Source organism: Hyphomicrobium sp., from assembly GCF_036262015.1.
Taxonomy (GTDB): Bacteria; Pseudomonadota; Alphaproteobacteria; order Rhizobiales; family Hyphomicrobiaceae; genus Hyphomicrobium_C.
Map to the genome: position 1 here is coordinate 107,189 of NZ_DATAJR010000007.1, position 20,320 is coordinate 127,508.

The window sequence follows — 20,320 nt, forward strand, 5'->3', positions numbered from 1 at the left end:
GGTCTTTCGACCACCGCGCTCCGACTTTTGGGCCGGTAGATTACCACCGGCCCGTCGGTTCGGCAGCTCCCCCGAGCGCCTTAGAAGACCCCATCTTTAGTGGGGCGATGTGATTCCTGCGGTCGACCCGTCAGGCTTCAGCTCTGCAGCCATGCAACCCTTGGAGCCCATACCCCAGCGGACCTGGACGGTCTGACCGGGACGCAACTCGGTGAAGCCGAAACGGCGCAGCGTCTCCATGTGAACGAAGATGTCCGGCGTGCCTTCGCCTTTGCTGAGGAAGCCGAAACCGCGGACGCGGTTGAACCACTTCACCGTCACGCGTTCCCAGTCGCTCTCTGGTTGTACGTGAACGTGGGTTCTCTGCGGCAGCAGCGACGGATGGATGGCCGTCGATTCGTCCATGGAGAGAATACGGAAGGCCTGCATGCCCTTGGGACGGCTCAGGACCTGACAATGAATACGCGCCCCTTCGTAGGCCGTCTGATAACCGCCTGCACGCAGGCAGGTGACATGAAGGAGTACGTCGGTCAGACCGTTGTCGGGAACGATGAAGCCGTATCCCTTTGCAACGTCGAACCATTTGATGGTTCCAGCAATCTCGAATACTTCGAGACCACCCTCTTCCAGGCGCTCCAAGTCGCCTTCAGCCAATACTCCGCCGCCCGGAAACTCCGGAGGTAGCTTGGAATCCCCCATAACATTACCCCGCCTTACTTGGCCTACGTTGAACACTTATGTGTCTCCCCGGTGTCAGTTCAGTCTCTGCCCTCACATCGACTGACTGCGTTCCGGTGACTTGGGAAGAATACCACCTGCGGAGTGCGAGGCTAGTCCCCCGCCCATATGACGGACACCTTGAGCAGCCCCGCGCACGATATGTCCACATGAGTGCTGATCTCTAAAATACTGAGCGGATTAACCAATTTTTAGTATTCCAAGGCTGCGTAAATTTATTTCATCGGCACGGCGACGGACAAAATCGACACCCGATAGGGTGTTAATTTCCGCCTCCGACTCGCATGAGAGCGCTCAAGTGATTCGCATCTGCGAACGCCCATCAAGCGGGTAATTGAACGTTCGTCATCCAGGGTACGGACTAAGGTCGCGAGGCGTCCGGGAGGCTGGGGATAACCGCGGTCGTTCGCCTTTGAGGAGGAAAGGCAAGCGATCCGCGTGACTTGCGAACGTCCGCTGCCGATGTTCCAGCATTGTTCCTGTGTTTTTTCGGCAACATTAGGGGGACGACATGCGCTATCTCCATACCATGATCCGCGTCAGTGACCTCGATCAGAGCCTTGCCTTCTACTGCGGACTGCTCGGTCTGGTTGAAATGCGGCGCGTCGAGAATCGGGCTGGCCGGTTCACACTCGTCTTTCTGGCCGCCCCATTGGATCACGCCCGCGCAGCGGGAGAATGGTCGCCCCTTCTGGAGCTGACCTACAATTGGGATCCGGAGAACTACGGCTCCGCCCGTAACTTTGGGCACTTGGCCTTTGAGGTCGATGACATCTATGCGACGTGCGCAAAGCTGGCTGCCGGCGGGATTACCGTCCTGCGCCCGCCCCGCGATGGACGAATGGCGTTCGTGCGCTCTCCCGACCTCATCTCTATAGAGTTGCTGCAACGCGGCTCGGCCCTTCCCCGTGCCGAGCCTTGGGCGTCGATGCCCAACACCGGAACTTGGTAGAAAAATCCTTCCGCGAGCCGGACACGGGTGCGACAGCCGCTCCTCGGGTTGTTGCTTTGCAAGAAATAGTTCCTCAGGGACGCTTGGTGGAACAATATTTCTCCAATAGTCGGCTTTGGGAATGAGATCCTATTTTTATTTGGCCGAGACCCTTTATTTCAGAACCTGATTTCATTAGTTTCCGGTCATCGGAGGACTTCCATGTCTCAGTCACAGGTTCAGGCGCGCGCCGGTGGCACAGCCGGGGCGCAGACAGGTCATTCTGCTGCGCAATCAACCGGTGAAGCCTTGGCGGCTTCGCTCGATGCGGCATTGGCCAAGATCGATACGCTCGAAGAGCGCCTTATCGCCATCGCGGACGCCATCCCGGGCCGCGTCACGTTCTCAACCAGCCTCGGTATCGAGGACCAGGCCGTGCTGCACGCCATGGCCACGACTGGGCGGGCGTTCGACGTCTTCACACTCGATACCGGGCGTCACTTCCCGGAAACGCTCGAGACGCTGGACGCAAGCGAGCTGCGGTACGCGCCGCTCAAGATCCGCGTCGTGTTCCCGGACGCCGCGGACGTCGAGATGCTCGTTGCCCGCGACGGCATCATGGGATTCCGCCAGTCGATCGAAGCGCGCAAAGCCTGCTGCGACGTACGCAAGGTGCGTCCGCTCAACAAGGCGCTCAAAGGAGCCGCCGGCTGGATTACCGGCCTGCGTCGCGACCAGTCCGCTGGACGTGCGCACGTTCCGTTCGCATCCTGGGATGCCGAGCATGAGCTCGTGAAGCTCAACCCCATCGCCGACTGGAGCCTCGAGACCCTCGAGGCGTACATCGAGAAGAACGCCGTTCCCGTTAACCCGCTGCATGCGCGCGGCTTCCCGTCCATCGGGTGCCAACCCTGCACGCGCGCTATCCGCCCCGGCGAGGACATCCGCGCCGGCCGCTGGTGGTGGGAGAACGAAGACGGCAAGGAATGCGGGCTGCACAATCGCCCGAAGCCCAAAGAGGCCCACGCATGACGCAGTCTATTTCGCATCTCGACCTTCTGGAGGCCGAGAGCATTCACATCTTCCGCGAGGCGGCGGCTCAGTTCCGCAAGCCGGTGCTGCTCTACTCGATCGGCAAGGATTCGACCGTCCTACTGCATCTTGCGCGCAAGGCCTTCTGGCCGGGCAAGCTGCCGTTCCCGCTGCTCCACATCGACACCGGCTGGAAATTCCGGGACATGATCGCGTTTCGCGACAAGACGGCGCGCGATTTCGAACTCGATCTCATCGTGCACACCAATGAGGATGGCGCGGCGAAGGGCATCAACCCGATCGACTATGCGCCGTCTGTCTACACCGATGTGATGAAGACGGTGCCGCTGAAGCAAGCGCTCGACAAGTATGGTTACGACGCTGCATTCGGCGGCGCGCGCCGCGACGAGGAAGCGAGCCGCGCAAAGGAGCGTGTGTTTTCGTTCCGCGCCGAAGGCCATCGCTGGGATCCGCGCCGTCAGCGTCCGGAGATGTGGCGCCTCTTGAACGGCCGTCTCGGCGCCGGTGAAACGGTTCGCGTGTTCCCGCTCTCCAATTGGACCGAGCGCGACGTGTGGCGCTACATCCTGCGCGAAAAGCTCGACGTGGTGCCGCTCTATTTCGCCAAGGAGCGCCCGACCATCGTGCGCAATGGACAGCTCCTCATGCGCGACGACGATCGCCTGCCGGTCCGCGCCGGCGAAGAAGTCGTGAACCGGCGCGTGCGGTTCCGCACGCTCGGCTGCTATCCGCTCACTGCCGCCGTCGAGTCCGACGCCGACACCATTGAAACCGTCGTCGCCGAAACGCTCGGCGCGCGCACGTCCGAACGCCAGGGGCGCCTCATCGATCACGATCAGGCCGGCGCCATGGAGAAGAAGAAGCAGGAAGGGTATTTCTGATGTCCGTGCATCCCAGCTCCCTTCCCGCGAACGCGAAGGTCGCCAAAAAAGCCGATCTCAAGGTGGTCGCCGATCAGGACGCAGACGCGTCCTCGCGCGCCGCTGCCGATCTCTCGAAGATCGCGCCCGAGCTATCGGGCATGATCCGCGTGCTCACCTGCGGTTCGGTGGACGACGGCAAGTCGACGCTGATCGGCCGGCTGCTCTGGGACGCAACCGACCTCTATGACGACCAGCGCGAGACGCTGGCGCGCGGCAAGAAGGTCGACGGCGGCAACCCGGACTTCAGCCTCCTCATGGACGGCCTCGTCGCCGAGCGCGAGCAAGGCATCACCATCGACATCGCGTGGCGCTACTTCGATACGGCGCACCGTCGCTTCGTCGTCATCGACAGCCCCGGCCATGAGCAGTACACGCGCAACATGGCGTCGGGGGCTTCGCATGCAGACGTCGCGATCCTTCTGATCGATGCCCGCCACGGCATCAAGAAGCAGACGCGCCGCCACGCGGCCATCCTCGACCTCGTCGGCGTGAAGCGCGTCATTCTCGTCGTCAACAAGATGGACCTCGTCGACTGGTCGGAGTCGACCTTCCGCCAGATCGAGGCGGATTTCGAAACCTTCTCGTGGCGTTTCGGCTTCTGGGAGGCGACCGCTATTCCCACGGCTGCCGTGTCTGGCGACAACGTTGCGCGCCGTTCGGAGCACATGCCCTGGTACACGGGGCCGACGCTGCTGCAGCACCTCGAAGAACTGCCGAGCCGCGGCACCGAGCCCAAAGGTCCGTTCCGCTTCCCGGTGCAGACGGTTCTCCGCGACTCCCGCAACGACTTCCGCGGCCTTGCCGGCACGGTCAGCGCCGGGAGTGTGCGTGTCGGCGAAACCGTAACCGATGCCCTCTCGAAGCGCAGCGCGAAGATCTTGCGCATCGCCACGATGGACGGCGACCTGGATCAGGCTTCACAGGGACAGGCCGTCGCCATCCAGCTCGATACCGACATCGACGTGGCGCGCGGTGCGGTGCTCTCGAAGGCCGACGCGCGCCCGGTCGTCGCGCGCGTGGTCGAGACGCGCATGGTGTGGCTCAGCGAGACACCCTACGATCCGCGGGGCTCTTATCTCCTTCGCACCGCAACAGACCTGACGCCGGTTTCGAACCTCAAAATTCGCGCGCTGCTCAATCTCGAAACTCTTGAAGAGCACCCTTCGGAGGTCTGCGCGACAAACGACATCGCGATCGGCGACATCGCACTTGGCCGGGCCGCCGCCGTCGACACATTTAGCGATGCTCCGGAGACGGGCAGCTTCATGCTTGTCGATGCGATCACTGGCGCGTCAATCGCTGGCGGTATCATCACGGCAGCGAAGGCAGAGGCTGCAGAGGCGGACGAAAACACGTTCCTGCTAACGCGGGCCATGCTCGAGCGCGGGCTCAATGCCGACCTCGGGGATCGTCCGGAAACGGAAGCGGAGTTCCGCAGGCGCGCAAACGAAGTGGCGCTGATCCTCCGCCAGGCGGGCATCAACGTCGAAATCGAAAGCCCGCCAGACTACTCGATCTAGCCCTATCCGATTGCAATGAAGTGCTTCCGCTGACGGCGAATTTCCCGTCGTCAGCGTAGGCCTTCTCTGCTATCGGTTGACGGCAATAACGGAGACGCCGCCTATCATCATGGAAGAAGTTCTCCTCTACGTGGTCATCGGCTTCGTAGCTCAGATGATCGACGGCGCTATAGGTATGGCCTACGGTGTCACCGCAACGTCGGTGCTGCTCAGTACCGGCGTGCCACCTGCAACGGCCAGCGCGTGTGTGCACGCTGCGGAGACGTTCACAACGGGAGCGTCTGGCCTGGCGCATTGGAAGCTCGGCAACGTCGACCGCAAGCTTCTGTGGCGGCTCGCCGTGCCGGGCGCGATTGGCGGCGCCATCGGCGCCTATGTGCTGTCGGAATTCGACGGCGAAACACTGAAGCCGTTCATCAGCGTCTATCTCCTGCTGCTCGGCATCGTCATCATCTGGAAGGCGCTCGTGCGGAGGCCCCTTGAAGCGCCGCAGTTGCGCTCGGTCGCGCCGCTCGGCTTCTTCGGCGGGCTACTCGACGCGATTGGCGGCGGCGGCTGGGGCCCGATCGTGACGTCGAGCCTTCTCGGTCAGGGTGCGACGCCGCGCTATGCTATCGGGTCCGTCAATCTGGCCGAGTTCTTTGTCACGCTGACGATCTCGACGACGTTCTTCCTTACCATTGGCCTCAGCCTCTGGCCGATCATTCTCGGGCTGATCGTGGGCGGCATCATCGCAGCTCCGTTGGCCGCCTTCGCGGCGAAGCATGTGCCTGCCAAGGCATTGATGCTTGTGGTCGGATGCGTTGTCATCGGTCTCAGCCTCAACACGCTAATAAAGACTTTCGGCTAGAGCGTACGATCGATGTTCGATACTTCCATACTCGCCCTGTGGCCCATGATTGTTACTGGCGGCTTTGTCGTCGGATTTCTGGTCGGCATGACTGGTGTGGGTGCGGGCTCTTTGATGACGCCGTTTCTCATCACGCAAGTGGGCGTACAGCCGACGCTCGCCGTCGGCACCGATCTTCTCTTCGCTTCCATTACCAAAGCGTCCGCCGCCGCGCCGCATCACACGTACGGCAACGTGAACTGGCGCATCGTGCGTTGGCTTGCGGCGGGCAGCGTGCCCGGCGCCGTGGCGATGCTCGTGCTCATCGATTGGCTGCATCCCGACATCGCGGCGATGGGCCACGTCATCAAGATGGCGCTCGTGTCCGCGCTCGTTCTCAGCGCGCTCGCGATCCTGATCTATCCGTTCATTGTTCGCGGAAAGGCTATTGCTGGCCCTATCGATCCCCATCAAGAGGCGCGGCCGTTCTCGACGCTCCTGCTCGGTCTCTTGCTGGGTTCAATCGTGACGCTGACATCCGTCGGCGCCGGCGCCATCGGCGTCGTGGTGCTGACGCTGCTCTATCCGGCGCTGAGGACGCGGCACCTGATCGGCACGGACATCGTGCACGCGGTGCCCCTGACGCTCGTTTCCGGGCTGGGCCACCTCAGCATGGGGAATACGAACTTCACGCTGCTCGGGCTTCTGCTCGTCGGCTCGCTGCCCGGCATAGCCATAGGCTCGCGCCTAACCGGGCGCCTGCCCGATTGGCTCCTCCGCGCTGCTCTCTCCCTCATCCTCCTGTTCGCGGCCCACACGCTTTACTCGAAGCTGTAAGGCACGGGCCGCCATCCTAGGCTCAAGCCTAGGATCCAGTATCGCGTTGAAGCCGAGACTGTCCTTCGCGCCTCCGATGGATCCTCGGGACAAGCCCGAGGACACAGTTATTGTGCACGAAGGCGTCAGGCGAGCGTGACGTCGCTGTGGAAGCTGTTGCCGCCGAGGGTCGGTTTCACGACTCCGGCGCGGATGACGAAATCACCAAAGCGCTCGCCTTCGTTCCGCTCTTTCGCGTAGCGTGCCAGCAACGGGTCGAGCAGCTCCACGATACGCGCCTTGCCGACATCCTGAGCATAGAGCTTGTTCAGACGCGTACCGTCGAAGGCAGCCCCCAGGTACAGGTTGTAAAGGCCAGGGGCGCGACCGACGAAACCGATTTCAGCCATGTAGGGACGGCCGCATCCGTTGGGGCAGCCCGTCATGCGGATGACGATGTCGTCGTCCCTGAGACCGGCTTTGTCGAGCGAGTCCTCGAGCGCGGTGATCAGCTCCGGCAGGAAGCGCTCGCTCTCGGCAAGCGCGAGAGCGCAGGTCGGCAGCGCGACGCAGGAGATCGAGTTGCGGCGCATGCCCGATGAGGTCGCAATGGCGATGCCATTAGCCTTCAGGATCTGCTCGATCTTCGTCTTCTGCTTTGCCGAAACGTTGCAGATGATGACGTTCTGGTTTCCGGTGATGGAGAACGTCACGCCGCCCGCCTCGGCAATCTCGCGGATCGCCGTGCGCAGATGGTGGTCGGGCGTGTCCTTAATGCGGCCGTTCTCGATGAAGAGACCCAAGTGCCACTTCTTGTCCGGCCCCTGATACCAGCCGATGGGATCGCCCATGGACGTGAACTTGAACGGCCTTGCCTCGCCGAGCTTGTAGCCGAGACGGCTCTCGACCTCGGCGCGGAACTTCTCGATGCCGAAGCGCTCGATGGTGTACTTCAAGCGCGCGTTCTTGCGCAGCTCACGGTTCCCCCAGTCGCGCTGCACGAGCATGACCTTCTCAGCCACGTCGACAGCCTGCTCCGGCGTGCAGAAACCCATCACGTCGCCCGTGCGCGGGAAGGTGTCGGTTTCGCCGTGCGTCATCCCCATGCCACCGCCAACGGACACGTTCCAGCCGACGAGCGCACCCTTGGCATCCGTGATGGCGATGAAGCCGAGATCGTGAGCGAAGACATCGCCGTCGTTGTGCGGCGGCACCGCGATGACGACCTTGAACTTGCGCGGCAAGTAATGGACGCCATAAAGCGGCTCGGTGTCCGGAACGGCCGGACGCGTCATGTCCGCGACTTTCTCGCCCTCGAGCCAGATCTCGTGATAGGCGCTGGTTTTCGGGAGCAGGTGGTCGCTGATCTTGCGCGCAAGGTCGCCTGCTGCAGCGTGCACCGGCGAAACGAAGGGATTGCCCACGCACATCACGTTGCGGTTGACGTCGCCGCACGCCGCGATGGTGTCGAGGCAGGCGCCGTTGATCGCCTGCATGGTGCGGCGCAGGTTCGACTTGATAACGCCGTGGTACTGGAACGTGGCGCGCGTCGTGAGGCGTAGCGAGCCATTGGCGTAGGTACCGGCGATGTCGTCGAGCTTCAGCCACTGGTCGGGCGAGACAAGGCCGCCCGGCAAGCGCAGGCGGATCATGAAGCTGAAGGCTTTCTCCAGCTTCTTTTTCGCGCGCTCGCCACGGACGTCACGGTCGTCCTGCATGTAGGATCCGTGGAACTTAATGAGCTGCGTATCGTCATCGGCGATGGCACCGGTCTCGACGTGCGAAAGCCCATCAGCGATGGTGCCGCGGAGGAAGTGGCTCTCTTCCTTGAGGAACTCGTTCTTGGAGCGCTTGTCGGTCATGGGTTGTCTCGGCAGTAGGAAGCAAGGCTGTCGGCAGTCGGGCAACGGCGCGTTTTACGACGGCCGACTGCCTCTCACTCACTGCCTCTAATAAACGTCGCGTTGGTAGCGGCCGGCTTTCGTGAGTTCCTTGAGCTTGGCGCGGCCGGCTTCCTCGTCTCCCTTGGCAGTTTCAGCGAGGATCTTCGCCAGGGTGGTATCGACGTCTTTCGCCATACCCTTCTCGTCGCCGCACACATAGATGTGTGCGCCTTCGTCGAGCCATTTCAGAAGCTCCTCGCGGCGCTCCCAAAGGCGTGTCTGAACGTAGATCTTCTCCGGCTGGTCGCGCGAGAAGGCAACGTCGATGCGCGAGAGCGCGCCCGAGGCAAGATGATCCTGCCATTCGAGCTGATAGAGGAAGTCGTAGGAGAAGTTGCGCTCTCCAAAGAACAGCCAGCTCTTACCCTTGTCACCGTTCTCAGCGCGTTCCTCTATGAAGCCGCGATAGGGGGCAACACCGGTACCCGCACCGATCATGATGATCGGGCGATCGCCGTCCGCCGGCAGGCCGAAATGGCGGTTCGGCTTGATGTAGACGCGCGCCTTGCCACCCGTTTTGCAGCGGTCGGCCAGATACGTGGAGGTGACGCCCTTGCGCGTGCGGCCGTGCGACGTCCAGCGCACCGCGCCGACGAGCAAGTGCGCCTCGCCCGGATGCGCCTTGAGGCTGGATGCCACGGAATAGAGCCGTCCCGGCAGCGGACGCAGCAGTTTGACGAACTGGTCGGCCGACAGTTTCTCAGGGAAGGACTCGAACAGATCGACCAGCTGACGGTCGGCAGAGAAGCGCGCCAGCTCGCCGTCTTCGAGCAGCTTGGCCACGTCCTTGCGCCCCGTGAGCTTGGCATAGCCATCAACGAGCGGACGCGAGAGCGTCGTGATGTCGAAGCTATGGACGAGCTTCTGCTTCAGCGCGGCATCGCTTTCGAGGCCAACGGCCTTCAGCAGATCGCCGGCGAGTTCGGGGTCGTTTTCCGGATAGAGGCCGATGGCGTCACCCGGCTTGTAGACGAAGCCCGGATCGTCGACGGCGAACTCGGCGTGCCAAGTTTCGCGCGTGGAACCGGTGCCGTTGAGATTGATCAGCGCGGAAATCTCGGCCTCGATCGGATTTTCGGCCGTAAAGCGTGGCTCGTCGTCCTCATCGGCTGCTGGCGCACCCTTGAAGTCCACGTGCACAACCGTGTTCGGTGCTGTGTCCGCAGGCGCGAGAACCTCGAGTGCCTTGTCGGTCCAGGCCGCTGCTGCCTTCTGGAAATCGAGATCGAGATCCTCACGGTCCGCCACGCGGGTGGCGCCGAGTGCCTCGAGGCGCGCATCGATCTGCTTACCCGTCTGGCAGAAGTTGACGTAGGCGGTGTCGCCCAGCGCGAGAACTGCGAAGCGGACACCGTCGAAGCGCGGCGCGTCGTCGGACATCAACGCCTTGTGGAAGTCTACGGCGCGCTGCGGCGGGTCGCCCTCGCCCCAGGTCGCAATGTAGACGATCAGGTTCTTAGATTTGGCGATGGTCGCAAGATCGGCGTCCGCCATGTCGACGACTTTGGCGTCGAAATTCTGCTTCGCGGCGAGCTTCTTTGTTTTGAGCGCGAGGCTCTCACTGTTTCCGGACTCACTGCCGTAGAGAATGGTGAGGGGCTGACGGGGACGCGCCTGGGCGGCGGGCGCTATAGCTGCGCCCGCAGAAGACTGGCCCTGGGCCGCGTCGAGGCCAGCCAGGAACCCCGACAGCCAGCTCCGCTGCAGCGGCGTCGACTTCTGCACCAGCTGGTTCAGCAAATTGATCTCTTCGGCCGTGAACGGCGCATTTTTCGGTAAAAATGGGACCGCGGTCACCCGCTCCTCCTCCGTCATTCTCCGGCTTCACGGGCGCAAATATCGGCACCGCGCGATCAAACGGAGACCTTATCAGTCTTTGGTAAAGTGCGCCCTACGACGGCCGCCTGCTCCCTGGCGCAGGTCGTATACCAATGTGGAATTATTTTCCATTGGTTTAAGGTCGCAAGGTGCAAATCGCAAATTCGTTTCTGTTATTAGATGACAATTGGCATGTCTTTACAGAAATGTGCCCTTAGCCTCACCAATTTTGAGCCTACCCCGTCCGAAAGCCAATTCCGGAGCGCTAAGCAGGGCTAGTTGCAGCTACTTCGCAGTCCTCTATGCGTACTCGCGCGATAGGCCGCAAGTGCTGCCGCTGTCACACGAAGTCGTGACGCACTGTTACTTTCCGACGTTGTCGGACTGTGGTTACCTACCCTCATCGGGATCGTGCTTGACAAGCAAGGCACCATCCGCAGACTGAGGCGGTCTAACCAAGACTGATATCCTCAGGGGGGCCCTCGGCGGGGTGCTCCAAAAAAGGTAAGCAGCTTGCCGATTGAAGGAGGAATCTATGAAGATCTGGACCAAGCCCGCAGTTCGTGAGCAGGAAGTTGGCCTCGAGGTTACCTCGTACATGCCGGCTGAGATCGATCTCATCTAAATCGATCCGCTCGCAACGCGTTTGAGCAATTCTGGCGCGGCGGTCGAGATGTTCGGCCGCCGCTGCTGTTTGCAGCCCGAGATACATGGCTTCTAGATACAGTCTCGAGTTGCAGCCTCAATCTGTTCTTTGGCCTCCGGCGCCTTCGGCGAGGCACGCCGACAAATAGCGATAAGACTTCATGCTGATCAGGATCCTGGGGGCGGCTGCTGGCGGCGGTTTTCCTCAGTGGAACTGTAGCTGTCGCAACTGCGCCGATGTAAGAGCCGGGAAACCTGGGTTCCGTGCCCGGACCCAGTGCTCACTCGCGGTGTCTGCGAACGGCTCGGATTGGGTGCTCCTCAATACGGCGCCCGATCTCCGCCAACAAATCAACGAGACGCCCGAGCTTGGCGCGCGGGCCGACGGCGGACTGCGTAACAGCCCCATCAAAGCGGCTGTGCTCACAGGCGGCGACGTTGATTTCATCGCCGGGCTTCTCAACCTGCGCGAGCTGCAACCGTTCACGGTGTACGGATCGTCACGCGTGCTGGCGACGCTCAAGGCGAACTCCGTCTTCAATGTGCTCGATGCCTCGGTCGTGCCCCGGCGCGAACTGCCGCTCGGCGCCGCGACGGCCATCGACGGTGCGGGGCGCGACACCGGCCTCGTCATCGAGGCCTTTGCCGTCCCGGGCAAGATCGCGCTCTACCTCGAAAGCTCGGCAGCTTCCGACAACTATGGAAGCCGCGAGGGTGACGCCATCGGCCTCAAGATCACGGCGCCGGCTACCGGCAAGTCCTTCTTCTACGTGCCCGGCTGCGCGGTGGTCGACGAGGACCTTGCGGGACGGCTCAGCGGCGCACCGCTCGTGTTCTTCGATGGCACGCTTTACACGGACGACGAAATGATCCGGCAAGGTCTGATGAAGAAGACTGGCGCACGGATGGGGCACATCAGCATTTCCGGCCCCGAAGGATCCATCGCGTCGTTCGAAAAGCTGAACGTTCAGCGTAAGATCTACGTGCACATCAACAATTCCAACCCGGTGCTCGACGACAATTCGCCCGAGCGCCGCGCGACGGAAGCCGCCGGCTGGGAGGTCGGCTACGACGGAATGGAGATCAGGCTATGAGCGAGCGTCGATTGGGGAATGAGGCCGGCGCGCTGTGGAGCCCCGAAGAGTTCGAGGCAGCCATCCAGGCGGTCGGCGCCGAGCGCTATCACGACAAGCACCCGTTCCATAAGCTGCTTCACGGCGGCAAGCTCAACAAGGGCCAGGTTCAAGCCTGGGCCCTCAATCGCTACTGCTATCAGTCGGCTGTACCCCGCAAGGATGCCGCCCTCGTCAGCCGCGTGCTGGACCGCCAGTTGCGGCGCGACTGGATTCATCGGGTGCTGGAGCACGACGGCATGGGCGAGGATCCCGGCGGCATCGAGCGCTGGCTCGTCCTGACCGACGGTCTCGGCCTCGACCGCGATTACGTGATCAGCATGAAGGGCGCGCTTCCCGCGACGCGCTTCGCCGTCGAAGCCTACGTGCGCTTCGTCTACGAGCAGCCGCTGACGGTGGCCGTCGCGTCGTCGCTGACCGAACTCTTCGCGCCCAAGATCCACAAGGAGCGGATCGCCGGCATGCTCGAAAACTACGACTTCATCGACGACAAGGTGATGGCGTACTTCAAAAAGCGGCTCGTGCAGGCGCCGTTCGACGCGGACTACGCACTCAACTACATTAAAACGCATGCGCGCACGCGCGAGGAGCAGGAAGCCTGCGTGGAGGCGGTGCGCTTCAAGTGCAACGTGCTCTGGGCCCAGCTCGATGCGCTGCACCATGCCTATGTGACGCCAGGCTGGATACCGCCGGGCGCCTTCAATCCGGAGACGCTCGATGGCTGAGACGTCCGAGCCCAGGCAAGTACCGACCCGGTTGATCGTCACCGGTGAGACAGTTCTCGTGCTGCCCCGGCACATCAAGCTTCGGCACGACCCGGGCCGCGGGCGCTGGATTATTCTGGCGCCGGAACGCGTGTTCAACCCGGACGAGACGGCCGTCGAAGTGCTCAAGCTCATCGACGGACAACGCTCCGTGAACGCCATCGCGGAAGCCTTGTCTCAAGAATATCAGGCCCCACTTGAAGTTGTAACAAACGACATTTTGGTCATGGCCCAGGACCTTGCCGACAAAGGCGTCCTGGTGAAGGCCCAGAGGAGCGACCCATGAACGAGATCGCACCACCCACCCACATCACCGAAGCGGCCATGCCCATGTGCGCGCGGACGCCGGATGGGAAGCCCGCATCGGACGAGGTGACGGATCCTGCGCTGTGCGCACGCGCACCCATCGGCATGCTGTGCGAGCTCACCCATCGGTGTCCTCTCCAGTGTCCGTACTGTTCGAACCCGGTCGAACTCGAACGCGCGAATACCGAGCTGACAACCGCCGAATGGCAGGACGTGATGCGGCAGGCCGCATCGCTCGGTGTCCTGCAGATTCATCTCTCGGGCGGCGAGCCGACGGCGCGCAAGGATCTCGAGGACATCGTCAAAGTCGCGGCGGAGGTCGGTCTTTATACGAACCTCATTACCGCGGGCGTCACTCTCACCCGGGAACGCCTGGCGAAGCTGGTCGAGGTCGGCCTCGATCACGTGCAGCTTTCCGTGCAGGACGTCGATCCGGAGAACGCCGATCGCATCGCTGCGTATAAAGGCGGCATGGCGAAGAAGATCCAAGTGGCGGGGTGGGTGAAAGAACTCGGCTTGCCACTCACGATCAACTGCCCGATCCATCGTCAGAACATCCACAACGTGCCGCGTATGATCGACTTCGCGGTCGAGATGGGGGCGGGCCGCGTGGAGATCGCCCACGTGCAGTATTACGCGTGGGCCCTGTTGAACCGGGCGTCGCTGATGCCGACCAAAGAGGCTTTCCTCATCGCCGCCAAACAGGTCGAAGAGGCACGCGAGAAGTACAAGGGCGTGATCGTCATCGACGCTATCGTGCCCGACTACTATGCCAAGTTCCCGAAGCCCTGCATGGGCGGATGGGCGCGCGGCATCGTCAACGTGACGCCGTCGGGCCGGGTCCTTCCCTGCCATGCCGCCGAATCGGTCAAGACGTTGACATTCGACAACATCAAAGACAGGCCGTTGGCTGACATCTGGCTCAAGGGCGCCGCCTTCGAAGCCTATCGCGGCACCAGCTGGATGAAGGAACCTTGCCGGAGCTGTCCGCGCAAGGAGATCGATTACGGCGGATGCCGGTGCCAGGCGTTCGCGCTTACAGGCGACGCCGCCAACACCGATCCGGCCTGCTCACTGTCGCCGCATCATGCGCAGTGGCAGGCTGTGGCGGAGGTCGAGAGTCATAGCGCACCTCCGGAGTTTACCTACCGGCGCGTGGGCGGTGCAGCAAAGAAGCCTGAGACTCACAACGTCTCTTGAGCGGAACCTATCGGTCAAGTACAGGTTGGGAATGGGCTCGGGTGCGGCATCATGTTCACCCCGGGTTCAGGCAAATCTTGCCAGTATGCGACACTTGCTGAGACGCCTCGGGAGGCCGTTCGGCAGGTCTTGGTTCGAATAAAGATTTCGGAGGATTCGGAAGATGCTCAAGTGGGTTGTGGCGGCTGCTGCGCTGGTGGCCGTGCCCGTTACTGCGTCGGCACAGGATGCCGAGGCGGGCGCTGCGGTGTTCAAGAAGTGCGCGGCGTGCCACCAGGTCGGCCCCGACGCGAAGAACGGTCTCGGTCCGTCTCTCCAGTGCGTTGCTGGCAAAGCGGCTGGCCATCATGAGGGCTTTACGTACTCGGATGCCGTGAAGAACTCCGGCATCACCTGGACCGACGAAAACCTCCTCGCTTGGTTCGAGAAGGATGACGCCGTGATCAAAGGCAACAAGATGATCTTCCCGGCTGGCGTCAAGAACGAGGACGATCGCAAGAACCTGCTGGCTTACATCAAGTCGCAGTGCAAGGAATAAGCACGCGCTTGCTGTTGTGAATTGGACGCCGCGGATGACGCCATCCGCGGCGTTTTTCATTGCGATTCCCGCTCGAAGGGAACGACGTCGCGTGCATCCACCCGCGCGAGCCAATTCGCGACCGGCTCTCCCGCAATCTTTATGTCGGGCGCGACATCGCGCATCGGAACCAGCACAAAGCCGCGCTCCTGAATGCGGGGATGCGGCAATATCAGGTCGTGCTCGTTCATCGCGACATCCCGATAAACAAGCACGTCGAGATCGATCACCCGTGGACCCCAGCGCCGCTCGCGGACGCGTTGCATGGTGTCCTCTACGCCAAGGCAGCGCGCGAGGAGCTCGTGAGGGGGGAGCGCCGTCGCAATCGCAATGCAGGCGTTGACGAACCAATCCTGATCGAGAACGCCCCACGGTGCCGTGCGATAGAGCTTCGAGGACCGAAGCAGCCGAATGTCCCCTGGCGCAGTCAGCAGCTCGACGGCGCGCGCGATGTTCGCCGCCTTGTCGCCGACGTTCGATCCGAGACCAATCAAGGCATCGAAATCCGATGGTCGCGCAGCGTTTCCGTTCATGACACGAACCGGACGAAGCTGAACCACCGATCACGTGTCACATCAGTCATATTTGATGTACGCGAACCGCATGTCGCCTGTCGGCGTGCCTTCGAGCTCGTTGTCTTCCTTCGCCGGCTGCCAATGGATGACGTCTTCAATCTTTCTCGCCAGCGCCAAATCCTTGCCGGTGATGCCTTTGGCGGAATGGGTCACAAGCCGGACCTCGACCCAGGCATAGGACGCCGTGATGTCGGGATGATGCCAGGCAGCCTCGGCGAGATGGCCAACAGTATTGATGACCATCAATGTGCCTTTCCACCCAGACGTCTTGTATGTGCGTCGAATCCAGCCATCCTCCAGGCGCCATTCCGGGAGATTTTTTGCAAGCCACTCTTTGACTTCACTGTCAGGAAGCGCCTTTTCGCGCGGGCTGCTCATATTGCTCTCTCCTCGCCTTTCGTAGAGAAATACCCTTTGGGCGGAACCCTAGTCGCCGTCCCCTGCCGACGCAATCGGCCAACCCAATCTTCCAAGGAAGCCCCGCACGATGCATGACACCTCCCCGGTCAAAGGCTGCCGCGTTTCTGCACCTGCGCGCCTGCACCTGGGCTTCCTCGACCTCAACGGCGGGCTCGGACGCCGCTACGGATCGATCGGGCTCGCGCTCGACTTTCCCAGTACCGATGTCCAGGTCGAGCGCGCAGAGACGACGTCCGCGTCGGGCCCGGAGCATGATCGCGTCCTGACCGTCGTCCACCGCTGCGTGGAGGCCCTCAAACTCAAAGGGCATTACAAAGTCGATGTCGCCCAGGCCATTCCTGCACATGCTGGGCTGGGTTCAGGCACCCAGCTCGCGCTCGCCATTGGGTTCGCTCTCATGCGGATCGAGGGGCTTTCGCTTTCGCCGCAGCAGATCGGAGACCTTGCAGGGCGTGGCGCGCGTTCGGCCATCGGCATGGCTGCGTTCGAGGGCGGCGGTTTCATCGTGGACGGCGGTCGTGGGACGCTCGATCGGCCGCCACCGGTCCTGATCCAGATGCCGTTCCCCGATGCGTGGCGCTGCCTTCTCGTGCTCGACCCGCGCGACCAGGGCGCACACGGCGACCGCGAAACGAAGGCTTTCTCCGCGCTTCCACCGTTCCAGGACGCATTGGCCGACCGGCTTTGCCGTCTCGTACTGATGCAGCTCGTCCCCGGCCTCAAAGAGCAGGACATCACCGCTTTCGGCGCGGCGTTAACTGAGATCCAGCGGATTGTCGGGGGGCATTTTGCTGCGGCGCAAGGCGGAAGTCCCTGGACTTCACCGGCCGTCGGCGCGTTACTTCAACGTGCAGGTGAGCAAGGCGCCACCGGCATTGGCCAGACCTCGTGGGGGCCGACCGGCTTCGCCTTTGTTCGCTCTGAGGATGTGGCAGCTCGTCTCTATCATTCTTTAGTCGAAGACGCTAAAGCGAGTGGCCTTGAAATCGTGATCGTTCGCGGCCGCAACGCCGGGGCCACGATAGCGACCTACCCCTAGCGCCGGATCGAAGAAACGAGCCGCCCACCTGACACGAACGGGAGACGACCTATGAGTGACGCCACGCCAATTCTGCACATGCTCTCGCCGCAGAAGCATATGAGCCCGTTCGACGTGAACATGGCTGCCGACGCCGGCTTTAAGGTCATCGTCCCCTATATCAACGTCACGCTCGAAGAGACGACCGCGCTCGTGCAGGACGCCATTTTCTCGCGTCCGCCGGAATACGGTGTGCGCACGGGCGTCTTCATCGGCGGCAAGGACGCCATTCTGGCCCTCGACATGCTCGAAGCGGCGCGCAAGGCGATGGTTCCGCCGTTCCAGCTTTCGGCGTTTGCTGATCCGGCCGGCTCATTCACGACGGCGGCCGCGATGGTCGCCTGCGTCGAGCGCGTGTTGAAGTTCAAGTTCGGTCGCGGCTGGAAGGGCACGAAGGTCGCCGTATTTGGCGCGACCGGCGTCGTCGGCTTCGCGTCGTCGATCATCACGGCGCTCGAGGGCGCAGAAGTTCAGCTCGTCGCGCATCGCGGCGTCGATCGCGTCATCAAGTCGGCTGCGGTCTCGAAGGAGCGCTTCGGCGTCGACCTTACGGCTGTCAGCGGCGAGACCGAGGCCCAGAAGCGCGAGATTCTCGCCAATGCCGAAGTCGTGTTCGCAGCGGCAGCAGCAGGCGTTCAGGTGATCTCGAAGGCAGACAAGGAGTTCGCCAAGAACCTTCTCGTCGTTGCCGACGTCAACGCCGTCCCGCCGGCAGGTGTCGAGGGCATGGAGCTGTTCATGGATGGCGCGCCGCTGCCGGACTGCAACGCTCTCGGCGTTGGCCCGCTGGCCATCGGCGACATCAAGTACAAGACAGAGTCTGGCCTCTTCAAGCAGATGATCGCCTCCAAGGAGCCCCTGCTGCTCGACTTCCGGCACGCCTTCGCGCTGGCCCGCCAGCTCGTGGCTTGAGCGGCGAAACTGTCCTCATCGCGGCATTCTCCGCGCGGGCGCTTGCTGCGTCCGCGCGGAGGGCCGGTTTTCGACCTCTCGTCGTCGACTGCTTCGGCGACGACGACACACTCGCGCTCGCGGAATCTGCCCGTTGTCTACCAGCCCGCGTGCAGGTCGGCTTTACATACCGTCCCTTGCTCGCCGCCCTCGAAAGCCTCGTTGCCGAAGCGCCATCGCCGCCGATCGGTCTCGTGCTTGGCGCGGGTTTCGAATGCAATCCGCGGCTCGTCGCAAAGCTCGGCGAACGCTTCAACCTGATCGGCAACGACGCCGAGACGATCAGCCGGGCCAAGGATCCGCAGCAGTTCTTCTCGGTTCTCGACGATCTCGGCATTCCGCACCCCGAGACGCGGCTCGACGCCCCTGCGCACTCCGACGGCTGGTTGATGAAGCGAGTCGGCGGCAGCGGCGGACTACACATTCATACTTGTCCTGCAAAGCCACGTCCCGACGCGCGCCGTTATTTCCAGCGTCGCGTCGCAGGGGAGCAAATCTCGCTCATGGGCCTGGTGTCGGACAAAAGCGCAGCCTTCGCTGCGAGCCGTCAATGGACGAATCCGCTTCCCCGGCGCCCTTATCGCTATGGCGGCGCCGTCGGCTCGCTGCCACTCGACGAAGATCTTGAAGCGCGCTTGATCGAAATGTCACTCGCGGTGTCGGAGGCCCTCTCGCTCAAGGGTATCGTGTCGTTCGACTATCTCGTCGACGATGGGGCCCCATCGCTGCTCGAGGTCAATCCACGGCCAGGAGCGACGCTCGACGTGTTCGACGACGCGTCCGGCACCGTGTTCAAAGCTCACGTCGAGGCTGCCCTGGGTGGCGATCCCGCGGCCCTTTTGGCTGCCCAATGGCATCCTCACATTGCCCGCGCGGCGGCCTTTCTTTACGCAGACAATGGACCACTCTCCGTCGCTCAAGTCGACTGGCCCGAGTGGGCGGCCGATCGGCCACGCCCCGGAAGCTCGATCGGTGCCGGCCAACCGCTCGCCACCGTCTTTGCCGAGGGCGATGCCGTTGACGAAGTCCAGGCCCTTTGCGTTCAGCGCTTGGGCCAGCTCGAAACTTTGCTGTATGACACTTCAAACAAAAAGGGAGCTCAACAATGAGCAGCACTCACGGCAGCGCGCCGAGCGTCAATGCGCGGGCGGGCAAACTGGTCGACGATCTGGCTGCGGATGCCCAGGCGCTCCGCTGCTCCGTGACGACCGGCGAGGCCGGCGAGCGGCGCATCGATCTTGGCGCGAGCGTGCCCGGCTGCCTTGAAGCCGGACGGCGCCTCGGCGAGATCTGCATGGGAGGCCTCGGCACTGTTTCTCTCACGTCGTCCTCGGGTGTCGAGCGCTGGCCGCTCGGTGTCGTGGTGCACTCCTCAAATCCAGTCATCGCCTGCCTCGGCAGTCAGTACGCGGGGTGGACGATTACGGACGAGAGCGGGTTCTTTGCGCTCGGTTCGGGACCAGCTCGTGCGCTCTCGCGCGTCGAGGAGCTCTACAAGGAGCTCGGCTACATCGATCATCACCACAAGGCCGCCCTTGTCATCGAAGGCGACAGCGCGCCGCCGCCGGCAGTCGCGACCAAGATCGCGGCGGCATCCGGCGTGAAGACGAGCGACCTCACGGTGCTCTACGCGCCGACGGGCAGTCTCGCCGGCACGGTGCAGATCGCCGCGCGCGTGCTCGAAGTCTCGCTGCACAAGGCGCACTCGCTGCATTTCAACCTCGACAACATCATCGACGGCTACGGCGTCGCACCGATCGCGCCGCCGATCCCGGATTTCGTCAAGGCGATGGGACGCACCAACGACGCCATCATCTACGGCGGCCGCATTCAGCTCTTCGTGCGCGGTAGCGATGCGGAGGCACAGAAGCTCGCCAACGAGCTTCCCTCGAACACGTGCTCGATTTACGGCAAGCCGTTCGCAGAGATCTTCTCGGAGGTTGGCGGCGACTTCTACAAGATCGACGCGTCGCTCTTCAGCCCGGCCGTCGTGACGGTTTCCAACCTTGATACCGGCTCCTCGTTCCATGCCGGCAAGCTTGCGCCGGACATCGTCGACGCGAGCTTCCGGTAAACAGCCAATCCGCTCCTAAAGCGGGG

21 protein-coding genes are annotated in these 20,320 nt (G+C 62.6%); 16 read left to right on the top strand and 5 right to left on the bottom strand.

Features of this window, described 5'->3' with window-relative positions:
• Positions 1 to 96: 96 nt before the first annotated feature.
• Positions 97 to 699, bottom strand: coding sequence for a cold-shock protein (locus VHO05_RS07400; RefSeq protein ID WP_329645960.1), 603 nt, complete (start codon positions 697 to 699; stop codon positions 97 to 99).
• A gap of 550 nt (positions 700 to 1,249) precedes the next feature.
• On the opposite strand from VHO05_RS07400, the gene VHO05_RS07405 reads away from it, so the two are divergent.
• The 6 genes from VHO05_RS07405 (at position 1,250) to VHO05_RS07430 (ending at position 6,831) form a co-directional block, all read left to right on the top strand.
• On the top strand, positions 1,250 to 1,690 hold the full coding sequence (locus VHO05_RS07405) for a VOC family protein (protein ID WP_329645961.1): 441 nt from the start codon (positions 1,250 to 1,252) through the stop codon (positions 1,688 to 1,690).
• Between the two features lie 201 nt (positions 1,691 to 1,891).
• A complete protein-coding gene (locus tag VHO05_RS07410; RefSeq protein WP_329645962.1) occupies positions 1,892 to 2,701 on the top strand; it encodes a phosphoadenylyl-sulfate reductase in 810 nt (269 codons plus the stop codon).
• Positions 2,698 to 3,603: a sulfate adenylyltransferase subunit CysD gene (gene cysD / locus VHO05_RS07415; protein WP_329645963.1), complete on the top strand. Its 906-nt coding sequence runs from the start codon at positions 2,698 to 2,700 to the stop codon at positions 3,601 to 3,603. The genes VHO05_RS07410 and cysD overlap by 4 nt, the downstream gene beginning before the upstream one ends.
• Positions 3,603 to 5,165: a sulfate adenylyltransferase subunit 1 gene (locus VHO05_RS07420; RefSeq protein WP_329645964.1), complete on the top strand. Its 1,563-nt coding sequence runs from the start codon at positions 3,603 to 3,605 to the stop codon at positions 5,163 to 5,165. The genes cysD and VHO05_RS07420 overlap by 1 nt, the downstream gene beginning before the upstream one ends.
• 109 nt (positions 5,166 to 5,274) lie before the next feature.
• Positions 5,275 to 6,015: a sulfite exporter TauE/SafE family protein gene (locus VHO05_RS07425; RefSeq protein ID WP_329645965.1), complete on the top strand. Its 741-nt coding sequence runs from the start codon at positions 5,275 to 5,277 to the stop codon at positions 6,013 to 6,015.
• Positions 6,016 to 6,027: 12 nt separating this feature from the next.
• Positions 6,028 to 6,831 (top strand): sulfite exporter TauE/SafE family protein, encoded by an 804-nt coding sequence (locus VHO05_RS07430; protein WP_329645966.1) that lies wholly within the window; start codon positions 6,028 to 6,030, stop codon positions 6,829 to 6,831.
• 125 nt (positions 6,832 to 6,956) lie between these two features.
• On the opposite strand, the gene VHO05_RS07435 is transcribed toward VHO05_RS07430, so the two are convergent.
• Together VHO05_RS07435 and VHO05_RS07440 are read right to left on the bottom strand one after the other, a co-directional pair.
• On the bottom strand, positions 6,957 to 8,672 hold the full coding sequence (locus VHO05_RS07435; protein WP_329645967.1) for an NADPH-dependent assimilatory sulfite reductase hemoprotein subunit: 1,716 nt from the start codon (positions 8,670 to 8,672) through the stop codon (positions 6,957 to 6,959).
• A gap of 87 nt (positions 8,673 to 8,759) precedes the next feature.
• Complete coding sequence (locus VHO05_RS07440) at positions 8,760 to 10,550, bottom strand: diflavin oxidoreductase (protein ID WP_414653714.1); 1,791 nt, start codon at positions 10,548 to 10,550, stop codon at positions 8,760 to 8,762.
• 556 nt (positions 10,551 to 11,106) lie between these two features.
• Between VHO05_RS07440 and pqqA the strand changes: the two genes are divergently transcribed.
• The 6 genes from pqqA (at position 11,107) to VHO05_RS07470 (ending at position 15,157) form a co-directional block, all read left to right on the top strand.
• Positions 11,107 to 11,196: a pyrroloquinoline quinone precursor peptide PqqA gene (pqqA, locus tag VHO05_RS07445; RefSeq protein WP_329645969.1), complete on the top strand. Its 90-nt coding sequence runs from the start codon at positions 11,107 to 11,109 to the stop codon at positions 11,194 to 11,196.
• A 181-nt stretch (positions 11,197 to 11,377) separates the two neighbouring features.
• Positions 11,378 to 12,310, top strand: a complete 933-nt coding sequence (pqqB, locus tag VHO05_RS07450; protein ID WP_329645970.1) for a pyrroloquinoline quinone biosynthesis protein PqqB — start codon at positions 11,378 to 11,380, stop codon at positions 12,308 to 12,310.
• The gene (gene pqqC / locus VHO05_RS07455) at positions 12,307 to 13,074 is read left to right on the top strand and encodes a pyrroloquinoline-quinone synthase PqqC (RefSeq protein ID WP_329645971.1); all 768 of its coding nucleotides are present in this window, start codon (positions 12,307 to 12,309) and stop codon (positions 13,072 to 13,074) included. The genes pqqB and pqqC overlap by 4 nt, the downstream gene beginning before the upstream one ends.
• Entirely contained in the window at positions 13,067 to 13,399 is a 333-nt protein-coding gene (gene pqqD / locus VHO05_RS07460) for a pyrroloquinoline quinone biosynthesis peptide chaperone PqqD (RefSeq protein ID WP_329645972.1), read from the top strand. Before pqqC ends, pqqD begins: the two co-directional genes overlap by 8 nt.
• Complete coding sequence (pqqE, locus tag VHO05_RS07465) at positions 13,396 to 14,619, top strand: pyrroloquinoline quinone biosynthesis protein PqqE (protein WP_329645973.1); 1,224 nt, start codon at positions 13,396 to 13,398, stop codon at positions 14,617 to 14,619. Before pqqD ends, pqqE begins: the two co-directional genes overlap by 4 nt.
• Positions 14,620 to 14,782: 163 nt before the next feature.
• Positions 14,783 to 15,157: a cytochrome c family protein gene (locus VHO05_RS07470; protein ID WP_329645974.1), complete on the top strand. Its 375-nt coding sequence runs from the start codon at positions 14,783 to 14,785 to the stop codon at positions 15,155 to 15,157.
• A gap of 56 nt (positions 15,158 to 15,213) precedes the next feature.
• Here VHO05_RS07470 and folK read toward each other — a convergent pair whose 3' ends face one another.
• Entirely contained in the window at positions 15,214 to 15,729 is a 516-nt protein-coding gene (gene folK, locus VHO05_RS07475; RefSeq protein WP_329645975.1) for a 2-amino-4-hydroxy-6-hydroxymethyldihydropteridine diphosphokinase, read from the bottom strand.
• Between the two features lie 42 nt (positions 15,730 to 15,771).
• Complete coding sequence (locus tag VHO05_RS07480) at positions 15,772 to 16,149, bottom strand: 4a-hydroxytetrahydrobiopterin dehydratase (protein WP_329645976.1); 378 nt, start codon at positions 16,147 to 16,149, stop codon at positions 15,772 to 15,774.
• Between the two features lie 109 nt (positions 16,150 to 16,258).
• On the opposite strand from VHO05_RS07480, the gene VHO05_RS07485 reads away from it, so the two are divergent.
• The 4 genes from VHO05_RS07485 to mch are packed head-to-tail and all read left to right on the top strand — an operon-like array spanning position 16,259 to position 20,294.
• Positions 16,259 to 17,230: a beta-ribofuranosylaminobenzene 5'-phosphate synthase family protein gene (locus tag VHO05_RS07485; protein WP_329645977.1), complete on the top strand. Its 972-nt coding sequence runs from the start codon at positions 16,259 to 16,261 to the stop codon at positions 17,228 to 17,230.
• A 51-nt stretch (positions 17,231 to 17,281) separates the two neighbouring features.
• On the top strand, positions 17,282 to 18,181 hold the full coding sequence (locus tag VHO05_RS07490) for an NAD(P)-dependent methylenetetrahydromethanopterin dehydrogenase (protein WP_329645978.1): 900 nt from the start codon (positions 17,282 to 17,284) through the stop codon (positions 18,179 to 18,181).
• Positions 18,178 to 19,329 (top strand): ATP-grasp domain-containing protein, encoded by a 1,152-nt coding sequence (locus VHO05_RS07495; protein ID WP_329645979.1) that lies wholly within the window; start codon positions 18,178 to 18,180, stop codon positions 19,327 to 19,329. The genes VHO05_RS07490 and VHO05_RS07495 overlap by 4 nt, the downstream gene beginning before the upstream one ends.
• The gene (gene mch, locus VHO05_RS07500) at positions 19,326 to 20,294 is read left to right on the top strand and encodes a methenyltetrahydromethanopterin cyclohydrolase (RefSeq protein WP_329645980.1); all 969 of its coding nucleotides are present in this window, start codon (positions 19,326 to 19,328) and stop codon (positions 20,292 to 20,294) included. Before VHO05_RS07495 ends, mch begins: the two co-directional genes overlap by 4 nt.
• The last annotated feature ends 26 nt before the right edge of the window (positions 20,295 to 20,320 follow it).

Coding starts and splice junctions, on each gene's coding strand:
- VHO05_RS07400 (WP_329645960.1), bottom strand. CDS start 699: ATGGGGGATTCCAAGCTACCTCCGGAGTTTCCGGGCGGCGGAGTATTG.
- VHO05_RS07405 (WP_329645961.1), top strand. CDS start 1,250: ATGCGCTATCTCCATACCATGATCCGCGTCAGTGACCTCGATCAGAGC.
- VHO05_RS07410 (WP_329645962.1), top strand. CDS start 1,892: ATGTCTCAGTCACAGGTTCAGGCGCGCGCCGGTGGCACAGCCGGGGCG.
- cysD (WP_329645963.1), top strand. CDS start 2,698: ATGACGCAGTCTATTTCGCATCTCGACCTTCTGGAGGCCGAGAGCATT.
- VHO05_RS07420 (WP_329645964.1), top strand. CDS start 3,603: ATGTCCGTGCATCCCAGCTCCCTTCCCGCGAACGCGAAGGTCGCCAAA.
- VHO05_RS07425 (WP_329645965.1), top strand. CDS start 5,275: ATGGAAGAAGTTCTCCTCTACGTGGTCATCGGCTTCGTAGCTCAGATG.
- VHO05_RS07430 (WP_329645966.1), top strand. CDS start 6,028: ATGTTCGATACTTCCATACTCGCCCTGTGGCCCATGATTGTTACTGGC.
- VHO05_RS07435 (WP_329645967.1), bottom strand. CDS start 8,672: ATGACCGACAAGCGCTCCAAGAACGAGTTCCTCAAGGAAGAGAGCCAC.
- pqqA (WP_329645969.1), top strand. CDS start 11,107: ATGAAGATCTGGACCAAGCCCGCAGTTCGTGAGCAGGAAGTTGGCCTC.
- pqqB (WP_329645970.1), top strand. CDS start 11,378: ATGCTGATCAGGATCCTGGGGGCGGCTGCTGGCGGCGGTTTTCCTCAG.
- pqqC (WP_329645971.1), top strand. CDS start 12,307: ATGAGCGAGCGTCGATTGGGGAATGAGGCCGGCGCGCTGTGGAGCCCC.
- pqqD (WP_329645972.1), top strand. CDS start 13,067: ATGGCTGAGACGTCCGAGCCCAGGCAAGTACCGACCCGGTTGATCGTC.
- pqqE (WP_329645973.1), top strand. CDS start 13,396: ATGAACGAGATCGCACCACCCACCCACATCACCGAAGCGGCCATGCCC.
- VHO05_RS07470 (WP_329645974.1), top strand. CDS start 14,783: ATGCTCAAGTGGGTTGTGGCGGCTGCTGCGCTGGTGGCCGTGCCCGTT.
- folK (WP_329645975.1), bottom strand. CDS start 15,729: ATGAACGGAAACGCTGCGCGACCATCGGATTTCGATGCCTTGATTGGT.
- VHO05_RS07480 (WP_329645976.1), bottom strand. CDS start 16,149: ATGAGCAGCCCGCGCGAAAAGGCGCTTCCTGACAGTGAAGTCAAAGAG.
- VHO05_RS07485 (WP_329645977.1), top strand. CDS start 16,259: ATGCATGACACCTCCCCGGTCAAAGGCTGCCGCGTTTCTGCACCTGCG.
- VHO05_RS07490 (WP_329645978.1), top strand. CDS start 17,282: ATGAGTGACGCCACGCCAATTCTGCACATGCTCTCGCCGCAGAAGCAT.
- mch (WP_329645980.1), top strand. CDS start 19,326: ATGAGCAGCACTCACGGCAGCGCGCCGAGCGTCAATGCGCGGGCGGGC.